Origin of the sequence: Kiloniella sp. EL199, assembly GCF_900313065.1 — a bacterium.
Lineage (GTDB): Bacteria > Pseudomonadota > Alphaproteobacteria > Kiloniellales > Kiloniellaceae > Kiloniella.
Genome location: NZ_OMPU01000010.1, coordinates 521,631 through 538,054, shown reverse-complemented (window position 1 = coordinate 538,054; position 16,424 = coordinate 521,631). Strand labels below are relative to the sequence as shown.

Here is a 16,424-nt window from a genome sequence, read left to right as displayed (position 1 = left end):
ACAGGTTTCAGAACCCCCTACAATCCAAAATTCAAAGAATTGAAGAGTCTTCTCGCTAACCTCATCTGAAACATACCCCCTCTCTGTCCCGCAGAAAATGTCGGTTTTATGACATGCACTTTCTGCATATCCGAGTTGTAGGATTGCCACTCGTAAAAATAAATCAGTGAGATTATATCTTTGGTCATCGGACGAATACGAACTTTCGCGAAGCGTCTAAACTTTATATCTACTGTTTAGGAGTTAAAACAATGGCTACAGTAACATTCACAGAAACACTTCCTGTAAACCCAACTGCTACCTATGCAGAGCGTGTTGGTTTTGTACTTGGTAATCTTTTTGTTTCAGCAATTGAAGCCATTGAAAATTACAAGCTTCGCAGAGAAACACTTATCGCTCTTGAAAACTGCAGCGATGCGACTCTTGAAGACATCGGTCTGGCACGTTGCGATATCGCTGGTATCGTTTCTAAAATCTAACAGATTTAGCTGACCGTGTTCATGGAAGGCTCGCGTTAGGAACTACCCTCCCATAATTTTTAACGCTTGTAGCTTTCTCGATGAAAAGACCTCAAAGAGCAATCTTTGGGGTCTTTTTTTATACCTCAAAAGCTTTTTGATGCTTTTAAGGTTAGCAGTTTCTGATACTGAACGTTTTAGATAAGGGAGGCATTTGATATTTAGTGGACTATTCTGAACTGTTCAGACGTTTTACGGAATAAAGCATAATGATGTTTACAAAATCATCATCATCCGAAAGCGGTAGAAACAGGATTTCTTCGTGAAAAAACTTCCCAACCTTGTCTTCATCAACCGTATGATCGTAAATGAATGATTTACATTCACAGACATAGCGATAATTTTCTTCAACCTCTTCCCAACTATCTCCGTGGAAATGATCTTTCACTGGCTTGCCGGTAGGGTCCTTCTTGCGAAGCTCCACAGCTTCTGTTCCCGCCAAGCGATAGAAAAGCTCGCCCGTTTCCCGATTTTTCTCGACAAGGGTTATACCAGACAGAAAATCCTTCATATCCAGCGGGTCAAAATCCTTGCGACCTGGCATTCTTCGCCCCTGCTTGCGTACGCAATATTCCTTGTAAAATATTGTTATTTTGGGATCACATTTATCAAGAAAACTCTCGTCATAAATTTTATTACGCGGGTACTTCAATTCGAACATAAAGCTCTCTTCCAAATCGCAGACAAGCATTTGTGACGTAAATCATTATTACGTTCAATTATTAGTGTTTGGTAAAAGCCTGGAGAATTAGGACAATGGGTAAAAATAAAGGCCGTTAATTCAGAGATTTGGTGATTAAGTATGTTCGGCGAACGTCTGGACAGAAAACAACATAATCATATTAACAATATTATCATCGTTTGAAAGCGGTACAAACAGGGTTTCGTCATGGAGGATTTTATTTGATTTATCGGCGTCATTGGTATGATCATAAAGAAAGGTCCTATATTTGCTCACATACCGATAATTTTCTTCGACCTCTTCAGCAATAACGCCATAAAATTCATCACGAATACTTTTCCCTGTCGGATCTTTCCCCCTGATTTCAACTTCTTTGGTACCGACCAATCGATAAATAAAATCATTTGTCTCGGACTTCACATCTACCAATGTTATGCTTGGCAGGAATTCCCTCATTTCAAGGGGATCAAAATCCGAACGTGAAGGCATAGATCGTCCTTGCTTCTTGGAACAATAGAACTCATAAAAAGCCAGAATATTTGCATGACAAACGTCAAGAAAAGACTCATCGTAGATTTTATCTTTCTTATGACTGAGTTTCATCATACCACCTGATTGTTTTACACCTTTAGTTTATAACTTTTTCCTCAAATTCATTCATCCCTATTCAGGGCACGGGAAACATAAGCAGGCACAGGTCCCCTGCCCCGGTTCACTTTCAATTTCGAGCTGGCCACCGTGGAGCTCAACAAATGATTTAACCAGTGGCAGACCAAGCCCTGTTCCATTATCCGTATTTGTCGAAACATCACCCACTTGCTGAAAAGGAATAAGTGCAAGCCCAAGATCTGCCTTGTTCATACCGATACCTGTGTCCCGGACACCAATCACCTTTCGGTTATGCTTGTCACGGGTAAAAAAGAGCGTGACCTCTCCTCCCTCGGGTGTGTATTTACAGGCATTGGAAAGAAGATTAACGATCATTTGCTTGGTCATTCTTGAATCAGCATTCAAAAATGCGTTTTTATCATTAACTTCGATACCTATTGTGACGCCACGGGTAGCGGCCAAGCCTTTCATCAAACGTGCGCTTTCCTTCAGAAGGTCTGGCACATCCAGGGGTTCACGATCCAGTTCCATTTTACCGGCCTCGACCTTTGCCAGATCGAGAATATCATTAATAATCGCTAATAGATGCTGACCACTTTCGTGTATTAAAAAGGGATATTCTTCGTATTTATCGTTACCAATGTCCCCGAAAAAATTTTCTGTCATCATTGACGAAAAACCGATGATCGCATTCAAAGGCGTTCGTAATTCATGACTCATCATGGCGAGAAACTCGCTTTTACTTCGATTAGCCTGCTCTGCCAGAACCTGTGCTTTTAATGCATCGGCATGGGATTGTTCCATTGCTTTGGCGGCTTTGGCCAGTCGTTTGTTGGCCAGTGACATCTCGTCCCGGAATTTTTTTTCTACAGTGATATCCCGACGTAGATTGACAAAGCCAACCCCGGGAATACGCATTTCATTGACCACATGCCATCCAACCCCGGTATCTTGTTCAAAGGGACCATAATGTGGATTGTGCAATCGATCCAGGCGTTTTTGTAAATACGCTTCCGGATCAGAGTAACAGAGAGGATCCTTGATAACGCCCGGTGCTTTCATCGTTATACGAATGATATCCAGATAATGTTTACCCACAAGCTCTTCAAGAGGTGGCATATATGAAAAAACTTTGCGATACGCCTTGTTAAAATACATCAGCCGATCATCAACATCATAAATGATCATCGCATCGGGCATGTGTTCAACTGCCAGACGTAACAGGGCACCGACTTTCAGCATTTTTTGTTCATGAGATATCGGTGTCAGGAAAAACATCAGCTGGGTAATTCCACCGACGTCAAGGCTGCCAGACGAAACACGACAGAAAATCGACTGTCCATTTGCATGGCGCAAGGTAACTTCATCTTTGACAAGAGCCCACAAATTCCCGGTCTGGATTGAACCGGGCGAGAGGTCAATCAACTCATCAGGAGATAAAGCAAGCAATTCATCGCGCGAGTAGCCAATCATTTCCATCGCGCGACTATTCGCATCAAGAAGGGACATACAATCATCAGAAAGAACCAGAATAGCTGCTTCCACCCTGTCTTCCTGGCATGTTTGGGATAGCCCCACTTGATCAGGTCCCTTGATTTCTACTGACATACTCTAAACCTACTCACCTCTGTCAGCATCTGACATTGTGATTTCTCCGTTTTCTCAGAGAAATCACAATATAACACATCCTGTCCAGACAACTAGTCGTGAATAAATTCTAGGTAAAACAAGCTAAACAACTCTTAATTTTTATATGACGAGAACATTCAAGCCCAAGTGTAATACTTATCCCAAGTGTAATACTTATCCCAAGTGTAATAATTTTTCATCTTTAGACCCCATCACTGTTACACCAAAATTCATTCCCAGATATAGTTCAATTAGGATGGACACTATAATTTATCAATTAATACAAAAGGAAGGAATGTATTATCACTACCTGATGAGTTGCTATATCATCTACTCTGGGGAACAACTTGCCACTAAGCAGGTGAACAACGTCCTGTCAGAGAAGACGTTCATTATCTATCGAAGTCGGCACTGAAGATTATGCTTGGTTTTCATTATTCTATTAACTCCGTTTTAAGAACACACTATTAGGATAAAGACTGGGGAACAGGTATTTCTATATGTCTATCCGTGTCCGGGTTATTACAATTTTTACCCTCTTAATGGTGCTGCTGGGTGCGACAACATTGACGCTTGGGTTGGTGTATGACAGCTCGACGGAATTAACTCGCAAAGAATTACAACGTGTAGAGGCTTTGAAACTTGCTGACCAACTGCGGCAATCATCAAATGATTTAACACGCATGGCCAGAAGCTATGCTATTACCGGACAACAAAAATTTGAGCAATATTTCAACGACATTCTTGATATTCGGGACGGAAAAAAACCCAGACCTCAAAATTACAATAGCGTTTATTGGGATTTCGTTATTTCCGGGCAACTCAATGACGATGCACCGGAACCCGCTGCTTCCTTATTGTCACGGATCAAAGCCGTTGGTGTCAGCGAAAAAGAACTCTCTTTTCTAGAGGAAGCCAAATCAAATTCTGATGATCTTGTGTCCTTGGAACGTAAGGCTTTTGCAGCACTGAATGGCCTCTTCACAGATACACATGGAAACTTGACGAGGAAAGCTGCTCCAGACTCGCAGCTTGCCGCAGATATCTTGTTTAGTGATGCCTATCACAATGCCAAGGCCAAGATCATGAGCCCTATAAATAACTTTGGCATCGAAATTGATCGACGCACGGCACGTGAAGTTGCGATGATCGAATACAGGATCCATCATCTTACTATTGTTGCAGCTATTCTTGTTCTCACGACAATTATCTTTGTCATCATTAGTTTTTTTCATCTTCAAAGCAGACTAATCGACCCAATCCTTCACCTTGCAGATGTCAGTACCGAAATAAAATCAGGCAACCTTGATATAAGGCTTCAAGACACTGGCAATGATGAAATCGGGCAGCTTGGCTATAGCTTCAATACCATGCTGGACAAAATTCAGGAAAGCCTGGCTTCGCTGCATAAAGAAATAATAACACGTCGGGAATTATCTGAACGTCTTGACAAGAATAATGATAATTTATTACGCGCCCAGCGTGTTGCCCAGATGGGGCATTGGTTTTGGGATTTGACAACAGGATACGAAGAATGGTCAGAAAACCTCGCCAATGTTTACGGTCTTCCCAATGACGTTTCACCTGGTTACGACACATTTATCGCCTGTGTGCATCCGGATGACAGGGAACGCGTTGAAAAGATTCAACGTGAAAATCTGGAAAAAGGAACTAAATTTTCGCTTAGCTATCGCGTCGTCCACCGAAGTGGCGAAGTTCATTACGTAACCAGCCATAATAACCTCAACTGCGATTCATCAGGTAAAGTTCTTCAGGTAACAGGGCTTGTCCAAGATATAACAGATTTAAAACTTGCTGAAGAAAGATTGGAACGATCCAAACTAGAAGTAGAAGAACTGAACCGTAATCTGGAAGCAAAAATCAAACAGCGAACAAAGGCACTGGAAAAAGCCAGAGATACAGCAGAAACAGCTAACTCCGCAAAATCCGATTTTCTGGCAACCATGAGTCATGAAATCCGAACTCCCCTGAACGGCATGATAGGAATGGCTCAACTCTTGAAAAACACTCCTCTGAATGCGGATCAGGAACTCAAGATTTCAACATTGATTTCATCCAGCCAAACCTTGCTGGAAATCATTAATGACGTGCTGGATATGAGCAAGATTGAAAGTGGTGCCCTCGAACTTGAAAACAGAATTTTTGATATTGAAAAAATGCTGACACCGCTCGATGCAACTTTCAGCACCCTTGCGGATGAAAAGGGGTTAAAATTTACCACTGATATTGATCTGCAAGATCACAAACTGATCTATAGTGACCAGACCCGGTTACGACAAATACTGAACAACTTGTTGAGTAATGCCTTTAAATTCACAAAAGAAGGACAGATAAGACTGTTAATTTCTCTAACCAATGTAAACGATACCACCGAGCTAAGCATCCTTGTCGAAGACACCGGTGTTGGTATTGCTGAAGATAGACTGGATAGTATTTTTGATGCTTTCACCCAAGCGGATAATACGATCACACGGAAGTTTGGCGGAACAGGCTTGGGCCTAAGCATTACAAAAAGCCTGATCTCTTTATTGAACGGAAACATCAGAGTAACCAGTAAATTGGGTACAGGCACATCATTCTGGATTGAGCTTCCCATTACGTTGCCTACCAAAGACGAAATTGATACCTATTTGAATCGCCTTAAACGCCCGAAACAGGCGAATATCGGAAAGCTTTCCATTCTGTTAGCCGAAGATAACCCGGTAAATGCAATGATCGCCAAGGCTTTTGTCACAAAGTTTGGACACGATATCATTCGTGCAGAAAATGGTCAGGAAGCCGTTGATCTTTTTGCACAGCACGACGTTGATCTTATCCTTATGGACGTCCACATGCCAGTCATGAACGGCATAGCCGCCACAGAACAAATCAGGGCTACAGATAAAGGGGCCAACGTTCCGATCATTGGCCTGACAGCCGAAGCCTTTACCGATCGGCACGAAGTTTTCCGTCAAGCAGGAATGAACGATGTCCTGACGAAACCTTTTAAAGAAGAACAGCTGAAAGAAATAATTGAACAGTGTTATCTTGCTTCTCTCGATCAACCCCAAACAGCATCAGCATAAATTAATAATTCAAAAGTTTACCATACCAGGCCAGTTTGATAGAAAATACCTGTCGATCATGGCACATATACTAACAGCTAGAATAGCTTGGCACCCACCGCCTTTCCCAACCAAAACCATTATCTGGTAATATATCCGAAACATGACAGTATCAGATACAATTGCTTTCGATCACTATCATGATCCTGTCCTCACGCGTCTTTATGACAAGCAAAACCCGTGGGGGCCTGACTGTGATTTTTTTCTCTCTTTGGTTCTGGGTTATTCTGTTCCCCAGAAAATCCTTGATGTTGGTTGTGGCACAGGTTTACTAACCACAGCTTTTGCAAGACAAGGGCATGATATAACCGGGGTGGATCCGGCCCAGAATATGCTGGACATCGCATTGCAACGTTCATCAGGAAACAAAGTCACCTGGATTAAGTCTGATGCCGCGACCTTTACATCAGATAAGCGCTATGACCTCATTGTATTGAGTGGTCACGCTTTTCAGGTTTTCCTATCGGATCAGGATATACAAACAGTACTTTCTAACATGAAAACCCACTTAAGTCCTGATGGCAGGATTGCTTTTGATACTCGTAATGCGGCTGCTAAAGCATGGTTAAACTGGACGCCTGAATTAACAACTGAAACTTTTATGCTCCGCGGCAACCCTCAATATTCAACGGATAAAGAAATTGCAGTATGGCATGACGTTGGCAGTGTGACATCACAAGGTAAAGGAGCCATTGTTCAATACTTTACTCTTTACCGAGAAATATATCCTTCGCAGGTCGATTTATTGTCCAATACCAACGAATACCAATCCGACACGACGAAAACCGAAGCGTACATAAGGTTCCTCAGTCAGCAAGAACTTTCAGACCATTTAGAAGAAGCAGGATTAAAAGTCGAACAGCTATACGGTGATTGGGATCGATCTTTATTCAGGAATGATCATAAAGAAATGATTGTCATTGCACGTGCAGGCTAACAAAAACTGAACAGGCAATACAAAGAAACAGCCAGATGCGTTTGATACATCAGGCTGTTTAAACAAAATACCTACCTGTAACGATTAGCTCTTTGCCCATGCCCAGTAAAGTTCTCGGGCCAGTTTACTCACGGAACCAATGGGGTATTCCACATCTTCGAACTTAACAACAGGCGTGATTTTAGAGATATTTCCACTCATGAAGACTTCATCGGCACCTTCAAAATCTTCAAAGCTAAGTGTTGTCTCTACAACCTCACGTCCGGCTTCACGAAGAAGACCAATAACACGTTGGCGGGTAATGCCATTCAGGAAAGTGCCATTTGGAACGGGTGTATAGATTACATTGTCTTTGACCATAAACACATTTGAGGTGCCGGTTTCAGCAACATTCCCCAGCGCATCGGCTACGAGAGCGTTATTATACCCTCGTGCCTGCGCTTCGCGGATCATTCGGCCATTGTTTGGGTAAAGACAAGCCGCCTTGGCGTTTACTGGTGCCATTGAAACCATAGGACGGACAAATTTCGTTCGACAAAGTGTTTGTGTATAGCTGGTTGGTGCCATGGGAAACTGTTCCAGACAGAGACAGAACTCGGTAGAGTTCTCATCGGGGACAACCGTACCTGCACCACCTTCTTTTGACCAATACATCGGGCGGATGTAAACAGCGGCATCATCAGCAAATTTCTTCAACCCTTCCATTGTCAGGTCAATTAGTTGCTGTGTCGTCATGGTTGGTTTCAGGCCCATAACCTCGGCAGATGCATTCACGCGCGCAGAATGAAGATCCAGATCCGGGACAACGCCTTCGAAAGATCGTGCGCCGTCAAACACAAGAGAGCCAAGCCAGGTACCATGATCTGCGGCCCCCATAACCGGTAAATTACCTTCGTGCCATTCACCTTGAAAGTATGTCCAGATTACTTCGCCGATTGCCATGCCTTTGCCTTCCCTGATTACAAATGCGGGTTTTGAAATTTGGTTCTGAAAATATTTTTTATACAATAGCTTTATTAGGCCAAAGACAATTCTTCAAGCCCAGTTTATCTAATACAGTTATAAAAGATTTTCTAATCTGATGTATAAAACAGCATTATTGCTGTCAAACAATCAACTTGGTGGTCTGACAACAAAGTCTGGATCTTTGCACGAAGCTTCATTGAATATACATTTTAAATCGTTTTAATATTGAAGAGGAAGACTAACAAAAACAGATGTTCCCTCACCATACACACTTTCAAGTCTGAACTCTCCCCCCTGCGCGACAACAAGCTTTTTAGCAAGGCTTAACCCCAGACCAACACCTTCATGTGCACGGGTCATACTGTCGGCAACCTGGCTAAATGGTTCCATAACCCGTTCCAGATTTTCTTTGGCAATTCCGATCCCGTTATCCCTGATGACAAAGTCAATGTATTCGGGTTTATTGATTTCGGCAGTAAGAATGACTTTCCCTTTGGATGGCGTGAACTTGATTGCGTTGATCAGCAAATTTGCGATGATTTGCTTCACATGCTGTTTATCCGCATAGATATAATAATCATCATCGGGTTCAATAATTTCATAATCCACGCCTTTGTCATTTGCTCTGTTCTTGACCAGTTGCATGCAACAACTCATCAACTTTTTAACAGGCAAATTTTCGGGTTCCGGTGAAATCTTTCCCGCTTCGATAAGCGATATGTCCAGAATATCACCAATAATATCCAACAGGAAATTTGCCGAGGTTTGAATATCTCCGGCATAGGTTTTGTATTTATTGTTCCCAAGCGGCCCGAACAGTTCTTTTTCCAATATTTCCGAAAAGCCAAGCACCGCGTTCAGAGGTGTCCTCAATTCGTGGCTCATGTTCGCCAGAAACTGGCTCTTGGCATGATTAGCTGTCTCGGCTCGATTCCGCTGTTCTATCAATTCATAACGGGCATTATGACTTTCTATGGCACCACGACAGCTATAAGCCAGAGACTGAATCAAATTAAGTTCTATTTCTGTCGGACCACGCGTTGTTTTATAATAAATTGCAAAGGTTCCATAGGTCCTTCCTGCCGAACTTACAATTGGATGCGACCAACAGGCATGATAATCTGTCTTCTTGATAACATCCAGATAAGGAGCCCAGTTTGGATGGTCGTATAGATCTTCCACGACAACAAGTTTCTGGGTTTTAGCTGCTGCGCCACAGGATCCTACATGTTCGCCAATTTCAATTCCATCAACAGCATTTGCATATTCAACTGGAATACTGGGGCCGGCAAAACTGCGGAGATAATGTTCATTCTCGGACATCATTATCGCACAGTTCATATGCGGAAAAATGGCTTCGACATTATCAATCAGGTGATCAAAATTTTCTTTCAGGAGAACGCCTTTGGTAATGTTGATCAACATTTCATTGTAAGCCTCCATCGTTTTTTCACGGCTTTTTAACAATGAAATATCAGCACTGACTGCCAGATAATATTTGTTTGAGTCTCCTTTAAGCTCTAACGGGCAAAGAGATAGCTCTTCCCAATAATAAGCACCAGATCGCCCCATACAGCATATTTCCCCCGTCCAAGTGCCTCCCTGGTGAAGAGTCGACCACATTTCTTCATAAAAAGAATCAGCATGATATTGAGAGCGCAGTTTCAAAATCGACATGCCCTCTAACTCATCAATTGTATAGCCCGAAATATCAGCAAGTTTTTGGTTGGAGTATTTTAATATTAGGTCATCAGACAGAATATAGACAAGTGCATGATTGTTAATTAACCGAAGCAGCTCTTTCGCAGGGCCATCAATAAAACTATCAAAAATTGGTGGTTGATCCATTAAACAAAACACCCGGGAGAGGCTAGAGTTCTCAACATTACCTCATGCGCAAAAATTCATTATACACAAAAAACAGGGGATATTCTAGCAGCAAGAATACTCCTGCCTGTTCCATGATAACAATTAAGCTCAATTGAACTTTGAAACTCAAAGCCCTGATGTTCTGTACTAAGGTGTGAGGCCTTGCCTATGGAATAAGAACAGTTGATCCCGTAGTCAGGCGGGCTTCCAGTTGATCATGGGCTTTTGCCGCATCAGCCAGACTAAACCTTTGATTGATATTTATCTTTATATCGCCAGAAATAATCATCGCAAACAAGGCATCAGCAGCCGATTGCAAATATCCCGGTTCAGCCGTGAAATGAAACAGAATTGGACGCGTTACAGAATACGAACCAGCGGCGAGATCTGATAGTTTGAAATCAAGCGCTGGGCCAGATGACTGCCCAAAGCTGACCAACGAGCCAAAATTCTTCAAGCAATGTAAAGATCCGGGATAGGTATCTTGACCGATACTGTCATAAACCGCATCAACACCCTGCCCTTCGGTGATTTCCTTGATCCGCTCAACAAAATCTTCTGACTTGTAATCAATCATCTGACGATAGCCATAGGCAGATGCCAGTGCGCACTTTTCTGGCCCACCGGCTGTTCCAATCGCTGTAACGCCTTTTGACGCCAACCACTGCCCGGCAATAAGGCCTACACCACCAGCCGCAGCATGAAACAGAACCTTGTGCCCGGATTGGGCCTCAAAACTACGATGCAAAAGATAATGAGCCGTCAATCCCTTGAGCATTGATGCAGCTGCTGTTTCATCAGAAATACCATCTGGCAGTTTTACCAGATGTTTGGCCTCTATGGCACGATGAGAAACATAGGCTCCATTGGGAATGGTATAGGCAACACGATCACCAACAGAAAACCCGGATACTTCTTCCCCCGCGGCTTCAACAACGCCAGCGGCTTCACTCCCCAAAACCAGATCTTTTTCGACAGACCATGGATAAAGCCCGGTACGGAAATAGGTATCGATAAAATTGACCCCGATGGCCGTATGACGAACCATAACTTCCCCGGCAGCGGGCGTTAGGCGATCCAACTCAACCTGTTCCAGAACATTACTGCCGCCTTTTCCGCGTGCAACTATTGCATAGGTCATCGTTAACTTCCGTGTTCTCGTTTTAAAAAAATGCCCGTTCCAGGTAAGCCGTAAATCATATCATTTCAATACCTTGCCCCCCTAAACACCAAAGTAAAATTTGGGCAAATAAACTGGACAGAATAAAATTGCCCGACAACACAATTCTGAAACCTAACTAAAACGCGATTACCCTTCCATCAGAAATTCAGGATCAGTTGGCAATTGCAGAGCTGTTGCCAACTGGTTGGTTTTTGACGCAAGTGCCACAATCTTGAGCACTTCAGCATGTTGTGCCTGCGTCATTCCTTTGGCTTTGGCCCCTGCGGTATGGGAATGCACACAATAATTACAGTTATTGACAATGGATACCGCGAGATAGAGCATCTCCTTGGTCAGGGGATCCAGATCAGAAGGTGTTGCCATCACGGCTTTTACCTCTGTCCATGTACGTTCCAGAAGATCAGTATCAAAAGCCAGATATCGCCAGATATTGTTGATAAAATCTGTCTGACGCGTTGCCCGGATATCATCAAAAACAGCTTTTACCCGTGGATTACTTTCCAGATCTTCGGGCGGAAGAACAGTGGACATATCATGCTCCTGAAATGGCTGAATTAATTGAACACGACCATTAGCATAATCATATTCCAGTACCCACGACCAGTCTTAAAACCGCACGCCGAAACTGACAGCGCCAAAGACCGCGGGATCGTCCTGTCCTTCGAATTCTTTGGTACGATACACCATGGTATAGCTAACGCGATAACGGTCATAGGTCATGGCTAACCCACCATTAATATCAGCAACAAAATGGTGTTTATCAACCGAGTGAGAGTCACTAAAGGTATTACCATCCAGAAAGATATTCCGTGCCACCGCACGTCCTTCCAATCCGGCAAAGAGATACCAGCTCCACCCATCATCTGGCGTATCAAAATATCCTGTGCCGGGAAGGCCCGGTTTCACACGTACAGGTGCGTCCTGCCACACATCCTGTTCTGGCGTCAGCCTGAAGTTAATACCGACATCGGCAAAGGTATGCACATTGCCAAGTGTTGCCCCATAGTAAGGGGATGCGCCCAAGCTTAATCCAGCCATGTCAACAGACCAGTACTCGGGAAACCGTCGTTGCCACCCCAATGAAAATGCGGGCTCATGATTAAGCTGGTTTGACCAGCCATGCGGGGTTGGACTGCTGGGGGTTACATGGGTATGAACAAACTTCTGGGCCTGTTCACCCAATGCCGCCGGACCAACAACACCAAGAGACGCTTCGATCTCGTCCAGATGATTATCTGTTACAGTTACCAGACCGATTGACCCGTAAAGGTGTGCTGCCCAAGGACGATCATTCTGGTCCTGTTCGCGCTGGCGAATATTTCGCGGTGTATAGATGTTCTGGCCCAAAGCATAGAACACACTGGATGTTTCATTGATACCAAAAGTAGGAATAACACGGTCCAGCGTATAGGCTATATCAGGCAGATCTGCGTTTACATCCAAATAACCCAAACGCACACCGCTAGTATAGTTCTTATCGGTTCCAGCTGTGCCAAGAGAATCATTCTCGATAACCAGTGAAATATACTGGTCTTCTTTCTTGTTCGCGACCCGGCCCGTTAACTGTTCTTGAAAGGTAGCATCAGAATCTGTTGACGGATCAGCATCCTGCGCAAGCAATGGCGAGCTACCGAAAACAAATCCACCCGATATTAATCCAGATAAAATTCCAGATAAGAGTAACGTAACTTTCAAACCGGGATATCCCCCAACCAGCTATTTAAATCCCATAACATATAAACGCCCTATCCCTACAAATAGATCATGGCGGAAAAATGTCATCCCCATTTCTAGCAGATAACTGAGGTAAGATAAAACCTCTCTCATTTGAAGAAGAAGGTTTATAGAATCTCCATAAGCTTGGGTTTAACGGTTCCTATAAATTTTAAAAAGGGTCGTCACAAAAATCCCTCGGAAAAGAGAATTATTTAAAAGCTTTCAGTAAATAAGCATCTAACCTACTCACCCAATTATCACAGTAAGAGCCTTGGAAAACACGTAAGAATTCATCTGACAATTCAGATATAAAATTATTTGAGTGAGGGTTTAAAAATCCATGCAACGCTTCACTTTGATAGCAGGTGACGAAATCTTTTCTCTGCACGACATCTATTATGTCCCGAACAGAAAAATGTGTTTCTTCTTTCGGGAAAATTAAAGTCACCGGACATTCTGGATTAACGGAAAGATAATGCCGTATCTGGCTAGAGTAAAAGCCAACAAAGCGCTGAACTCTTTTCGCAATATCTGGATTATCCAGTACACGCCACACTGTTGAAGCCCCAACACTAAACCCCAAAATAAATAACGGCCCCTCTGTCTGTTGAATTGCTTTTTGCAGTAGAGCCAGATACTCGTCATGCCCCCCACTATTGATAAAATGGTCATAGGCTTGTTGTTCATCTGTAAAGACGGGTTGTTCTCCTTCATAAAGATCAAGCGTCTTCACAGGAATATCTTGCTTGAGAAAGACGGCCTCAAGTTTCGTAATAAAAGACGTACGCCCATATATTTCAGGTAAAATAATAATCTGCATTGGTTTTCCAAACAGGCTTTCGAGCGCAAAATTTAATGACCAAACACTTAACAAATTGGGGACGTTATCCTCTCAATTCATAGAAGAAGACAACATCCCCAATCAGACAAAAGATTTCAATTAGAGAGAGATTAGAACATTGCAAAAATACGGGATGGTCCACCTGTACCACCTCGATGTTTTGGCGATCCAACAACCAATGTTGCCCCTTTGGCTGGAACCATGTCCAGATTGGCAAGGCATTCAATGCCCCAACGATTTGTCGGCAACCATGCATAATGAGAGGCAAAATCAGCTGACTGCCCATAATCCAGCGACAAACTATCCGACGCTAATCCAACGGCATTTGTTTCCAAAAGCATCTGTGTTGCTTCAACATGGAAGCCAGGGAAATGCATCTTTTCGTCATCGCCAACATTGCGAAATTTGTCACTGTCCGTAAATTTGTCCCATCCTGAATTCATCGCCACACAAGCACGATCTGGAATAGGGCCATTTTTAGAAACCCAAGCCTTGATATCATCCGGAGTTACCTGTGCGTCGGCATTTGTGGCGGCTTTTTCTTTAATATCAATTACACACAAGGGAACCACTAGGTTTTCCACAGGTATTTCAGCAACGGATTGACCATTTTCAGAAAAATGAAGAGGTGCATCCAGGTGCGTGCCAGTGTGCTCGTTCACTTTCAATTCCAATAAATTAAATTTGTGCTCCGCATAATTAAATTTCTGTTCCCTGAAAAAGCCTTGAGTCCCGAAATAAGTTGGAAAATCTTCATGAAGTTCATGTGTCATGTCTTCCACTTTGCTTGCCCCGACCGCAAGAACCGGCGCAGAAGAACCTATAGAAACGGCTGCACCACCGACAACACCAACAGCTGCAGTGGCCGCAGCTTTCCTAAATAGATCACGACGGGATAACATCTTTTCTTTGACGGCTTCAATAACACACGCATCACACATAGAACTTCCTCCCAGATTTATTGGCCAGATTTGATGACCAGATTTATTTAATCTTAAAACTGTCTTCAGAAATCGACTTCTAAACGAGTGTTCAGAATAATTATTGGAAACGTAGAGGCCATAAAACAAAAAAACCAACAAGACCGATACAACAGCGACCTTGGAACTACATTTCGTCAGGTTCATGATTTTAACACTATCAAGCCAAATCACAAAAATCAGGTCTTAATTCTCTATTACCTGTCACAATAGAGTGAGTACATTTAAACAATGTCTTTGTGAGCGAGATTACCAACAACTCTGTTTCTAATAGGGTTTGTCTTCAAGTTGCAGCTTAAAGACATCACTACTGTCCATCAAATTTTCCTCAAGCTCTGCCACAGCCTGATTGATCTCAGAGAGATGTTTATCTGCCGCAACTTTGGGCACAAGAGCAGAAGAAAAAAACACCATGTTAATCGATGCGACAACTTGCCCCTGGAAAAAAACAGGCCGTGCAATTGATGAAATTCCCTGTGCTGTCTCGTCAATGCTCTGAGCATATCCGCGTTCTCTTGTCATCCGCACCAGACTATCAACATGGGTTTGATCTTTTGCAACGCGGTCTGCAGGATCATCAGATGTTTTTAAAACCCGAAGAATTGATGTTCTTGTTTTTTCATCAGAATAACAAAAAAACGCACGTCCTAAAGATGATGAAAGAACAGGCCACCTGACCCCAACCATGGATCTGTGGTTTGAAAGAGGGCTGAATTTATGCGTTGTCTCGCGTATAAGCATCCCCTTGCCATCAAACGCAGCTAGATCAGTAGGCCATATAACTTTTTTGAGCAGCTTACCCAACACAGGCGCCCCAAGCTGTGTCACCCAATCTCTATGATCGTAACCTTCACTCAGGGATTTTACATCCATTGTCAAATGCCACAAAGATGATGACAACACTCCGGATTGAACAAATCCGTCGCGTTCCAATGTTTCCAACAATCGATAAACTGTCGTCCGATTTAATGCGCTCAAATTTGAAAGCTCTTGAACAGATAATGGCCCCTCACGATTTAAAATCTGTAAGATAGTAAGTCCCCGCGAAAGAGCCCTTACTGGCTTGTGCCGTGCTGATTTATTAACATCACATCTCATAGGAAAGGTCTTTTCCCTGCGTAATTGAAGTAGAACCTGAAACATATCTATGTTCGCATAGTGAACATTTTTTAGCATTTTATTGTTAAAAAAACAAAATCAGTTACAAATGATAAGCAAGAAGATCACGTTGTCTCTATAGACTTATGAACCAACAGGTTGTTAGAAATACACAAACATCCTGTTCACACAAATACAGACGATAGCCTCTGTTTCTTGTCATCAGAGCTACTTCATACCAAAAGCATTTTAAGTGATAAGATCTGTTGCC

The 16,424-nt window shown here is 42.9% G+C and carries 14 protein-coding genes; 3 read left to right on the top strand and 11 right to left on the bottom strand.

Annotated features, from left to right (window positions below):
* Positions 1-251 precede the first annotated feature (251 nt).
* A complete protein-coding gene (locus tag D9A03_RS10905; protein ID WP_120497209.1) occupies positions 252-479 on the top strand; it encodes a DUF1127 domain-containing protein in 228 nt (75 codons plus the stop codon).
* A gap of 208 nt (positions 480-687) precedes the next feature.
* On the opposite strand, the gene D9A03_RS10900 is transcribed toward D9A03_RS10905, so the two are convergent.
* The 3 genes from D9A03_RS10900 to D9A03_RS10890 form a co-directional block, all read right to left on the bottom strand.
* Positions 688-1,179 carry a PAS domain-containing protein gene (locus D9A03_RS10900; protein WP_256386293.1) on the bottom strand — a complete coding sequence of 164 codons (492 nt, stop codon included), beginning with the start codon at positions 1,177-1,179 and terminating at the stop codon, positions 688-690.
* Between the two features lie 135 nt (positions 1,180-1,314).
* Positions 1,315-1,803, bottom strand: a complete 489-nt coding sequence (locus D9A03_RS10895) for a PAS domain-containing protein (protein WP_162938090.1) — start codon at positions 1,801-1,803, stop codon at positions 1,315-1,317.
* Positions 1,804-1,863: 60 nt separating this feature from the next.
* Entirely contained in the window at positions 1,864-3,417 is a 1,554-nt protein-coding gene (locus D9A03_RS10890) for a PAS domain-containing sensor histidine kinase (RefSeq protein WP_120497206.1), read from the bottom strand.
* A 521-nt stretch (positions 3,418-3,938) separates the two neighbouring features.
* Between D9A03_RS10890 and D9A03_RS10885 the strand changes: the two genes are divergently transcribed.
* The gene (locus D9A03_RS10885; protein ID WP_120497205.1) at positions 3,939-6,524 is read left to right on the top strand and encodes an ATP-binding protein; all 2,586 of its coding nucleotides are present in this window, start codon (positions 3,939-3,941) and stop codon (positions 6,522-6,524) included.
* Positions 6,525-6,666: 142 nt separating this feature from the next.
* On the top strand, positions 6,667-7,500 hold the full coding sequence (locus D9A03_RS10880) for a class I SAM-dependent methyltransferase (protein WP_120497204.1): 834 nt from the start codon (positions 6,667-6,669) through the stop codon (positions 7,498-7,500).
* Positions 7,501-7,584: 84 nt separating this feature from the next.
* Here the strand turns inward: D9A03_RS10880 and D9A03_RS10875 are convergent, their stop codons facing one another.
* The 8 genes from D9A03_RS10875 to D9A03_RS10840 all read right to left on the bottom strand — a co-directional run bounded on the left by D9A03_RS10875 (position 7,585) and on the right by D9A03_RS10840 (position 16,153).
* On the bottom strand, positions 7,585-8,442 hold the full coding sequence (locus D9A03_RS10875; protein ID WP_120497203.1) for a branched-chain amino acid aminotransferase: 858 nt from the start codon (positions 8,440-8,442) through the stop codon (positions 7,585-7,587).
* A gap of 243 nt (positions 8,443-8,685) precedes the next feature.
* Positions 8,686-10,314 (bottom strand): ATP-binding protein, encoded by a 1,629-nt coding sequence (locus D9A03_RS10870; RefSeq protein WP_120497202.1) that lies wholly within the window; start codon positions 10,312-10,314, stop codon positions 8,686-8,688.
* A gap of 187 nt (positions 10,315-10,501) precedes the next feature.
* Positions 10,502-11,476, bottom strand: coding sequence for a quinone oxidoreductase (locus D9A03_RS10865; RefSeq protein ID WP_120497201.1), 975 nt, complete (start codon positions 11,474-11,476; stop codon positions 10,502-10,504).
* Between the two features lie 168 nt (positions 11,477-11,644).
* Positions 11,645-12,049: a carboxymuconolactone decarboxylase family protein gene (locus D9A03_RS10860; RefSeq protein ID WP_120497200.1), complete on the bottom strand. Its 405-nt coding sequence runs from the start codon at positions 12,047-12,049 to the stop codon at positions 11,645-11,647.
* A 75-nt stretch (positions 12,050-12,124) separates the two neighbouring features.
* Positions 12,125-13,213 carry a lipid A deacylase LpxR family protein gene (locus D9A03_RS10855; RefSeq protein WP_162938089.1) on the bottom strand — a complete coding sequence of 363 codons (1,089 nt, stop codon included), beginning with the start codon at positions 13,211-13,213 and terminating at the stop codon, positions 12,125-12,127.
* 229 nt (positions 13,214-13,442) lie between these two features.
* The gene (locus D9A03_RS10850) at positions 13,443-14,054 is read right to left on the bottom strand and encodes a dienelactone hydrolase family protein (protein WP_120497198.1); all 612 of its coding nucleotides are present in this window, start codon (positions 14,052-14,054) and stop codon (positions 13,443-13,445) included.
* Between the two features lie 131 nt (positions 14,055-14,185).
* Complete coding sequence (locus tag D9A03_RS10845) at positions 14,186-15,016, bottom strand: cyclase family protein (protein WP_120497197.1); 831 nt, start codon at positions 15,014-15,016, stop codon at positions 14,186-14,188.
* A gap of 306 nt (positions 15,017-15,322) precedes the next feature.
* Complete coding sequence (locus D9A03_RS10840) at positions 15,323-16,153, bottom strand: helix-turn-helix domain-containing protein (protein WP_162938088.1); 831 nt, start codon at positions 16,151-16,153, stop codon at positions 15,323-15,325.
* Positions 16,154-16,424 lie beyond the last annotated feature (271 nt).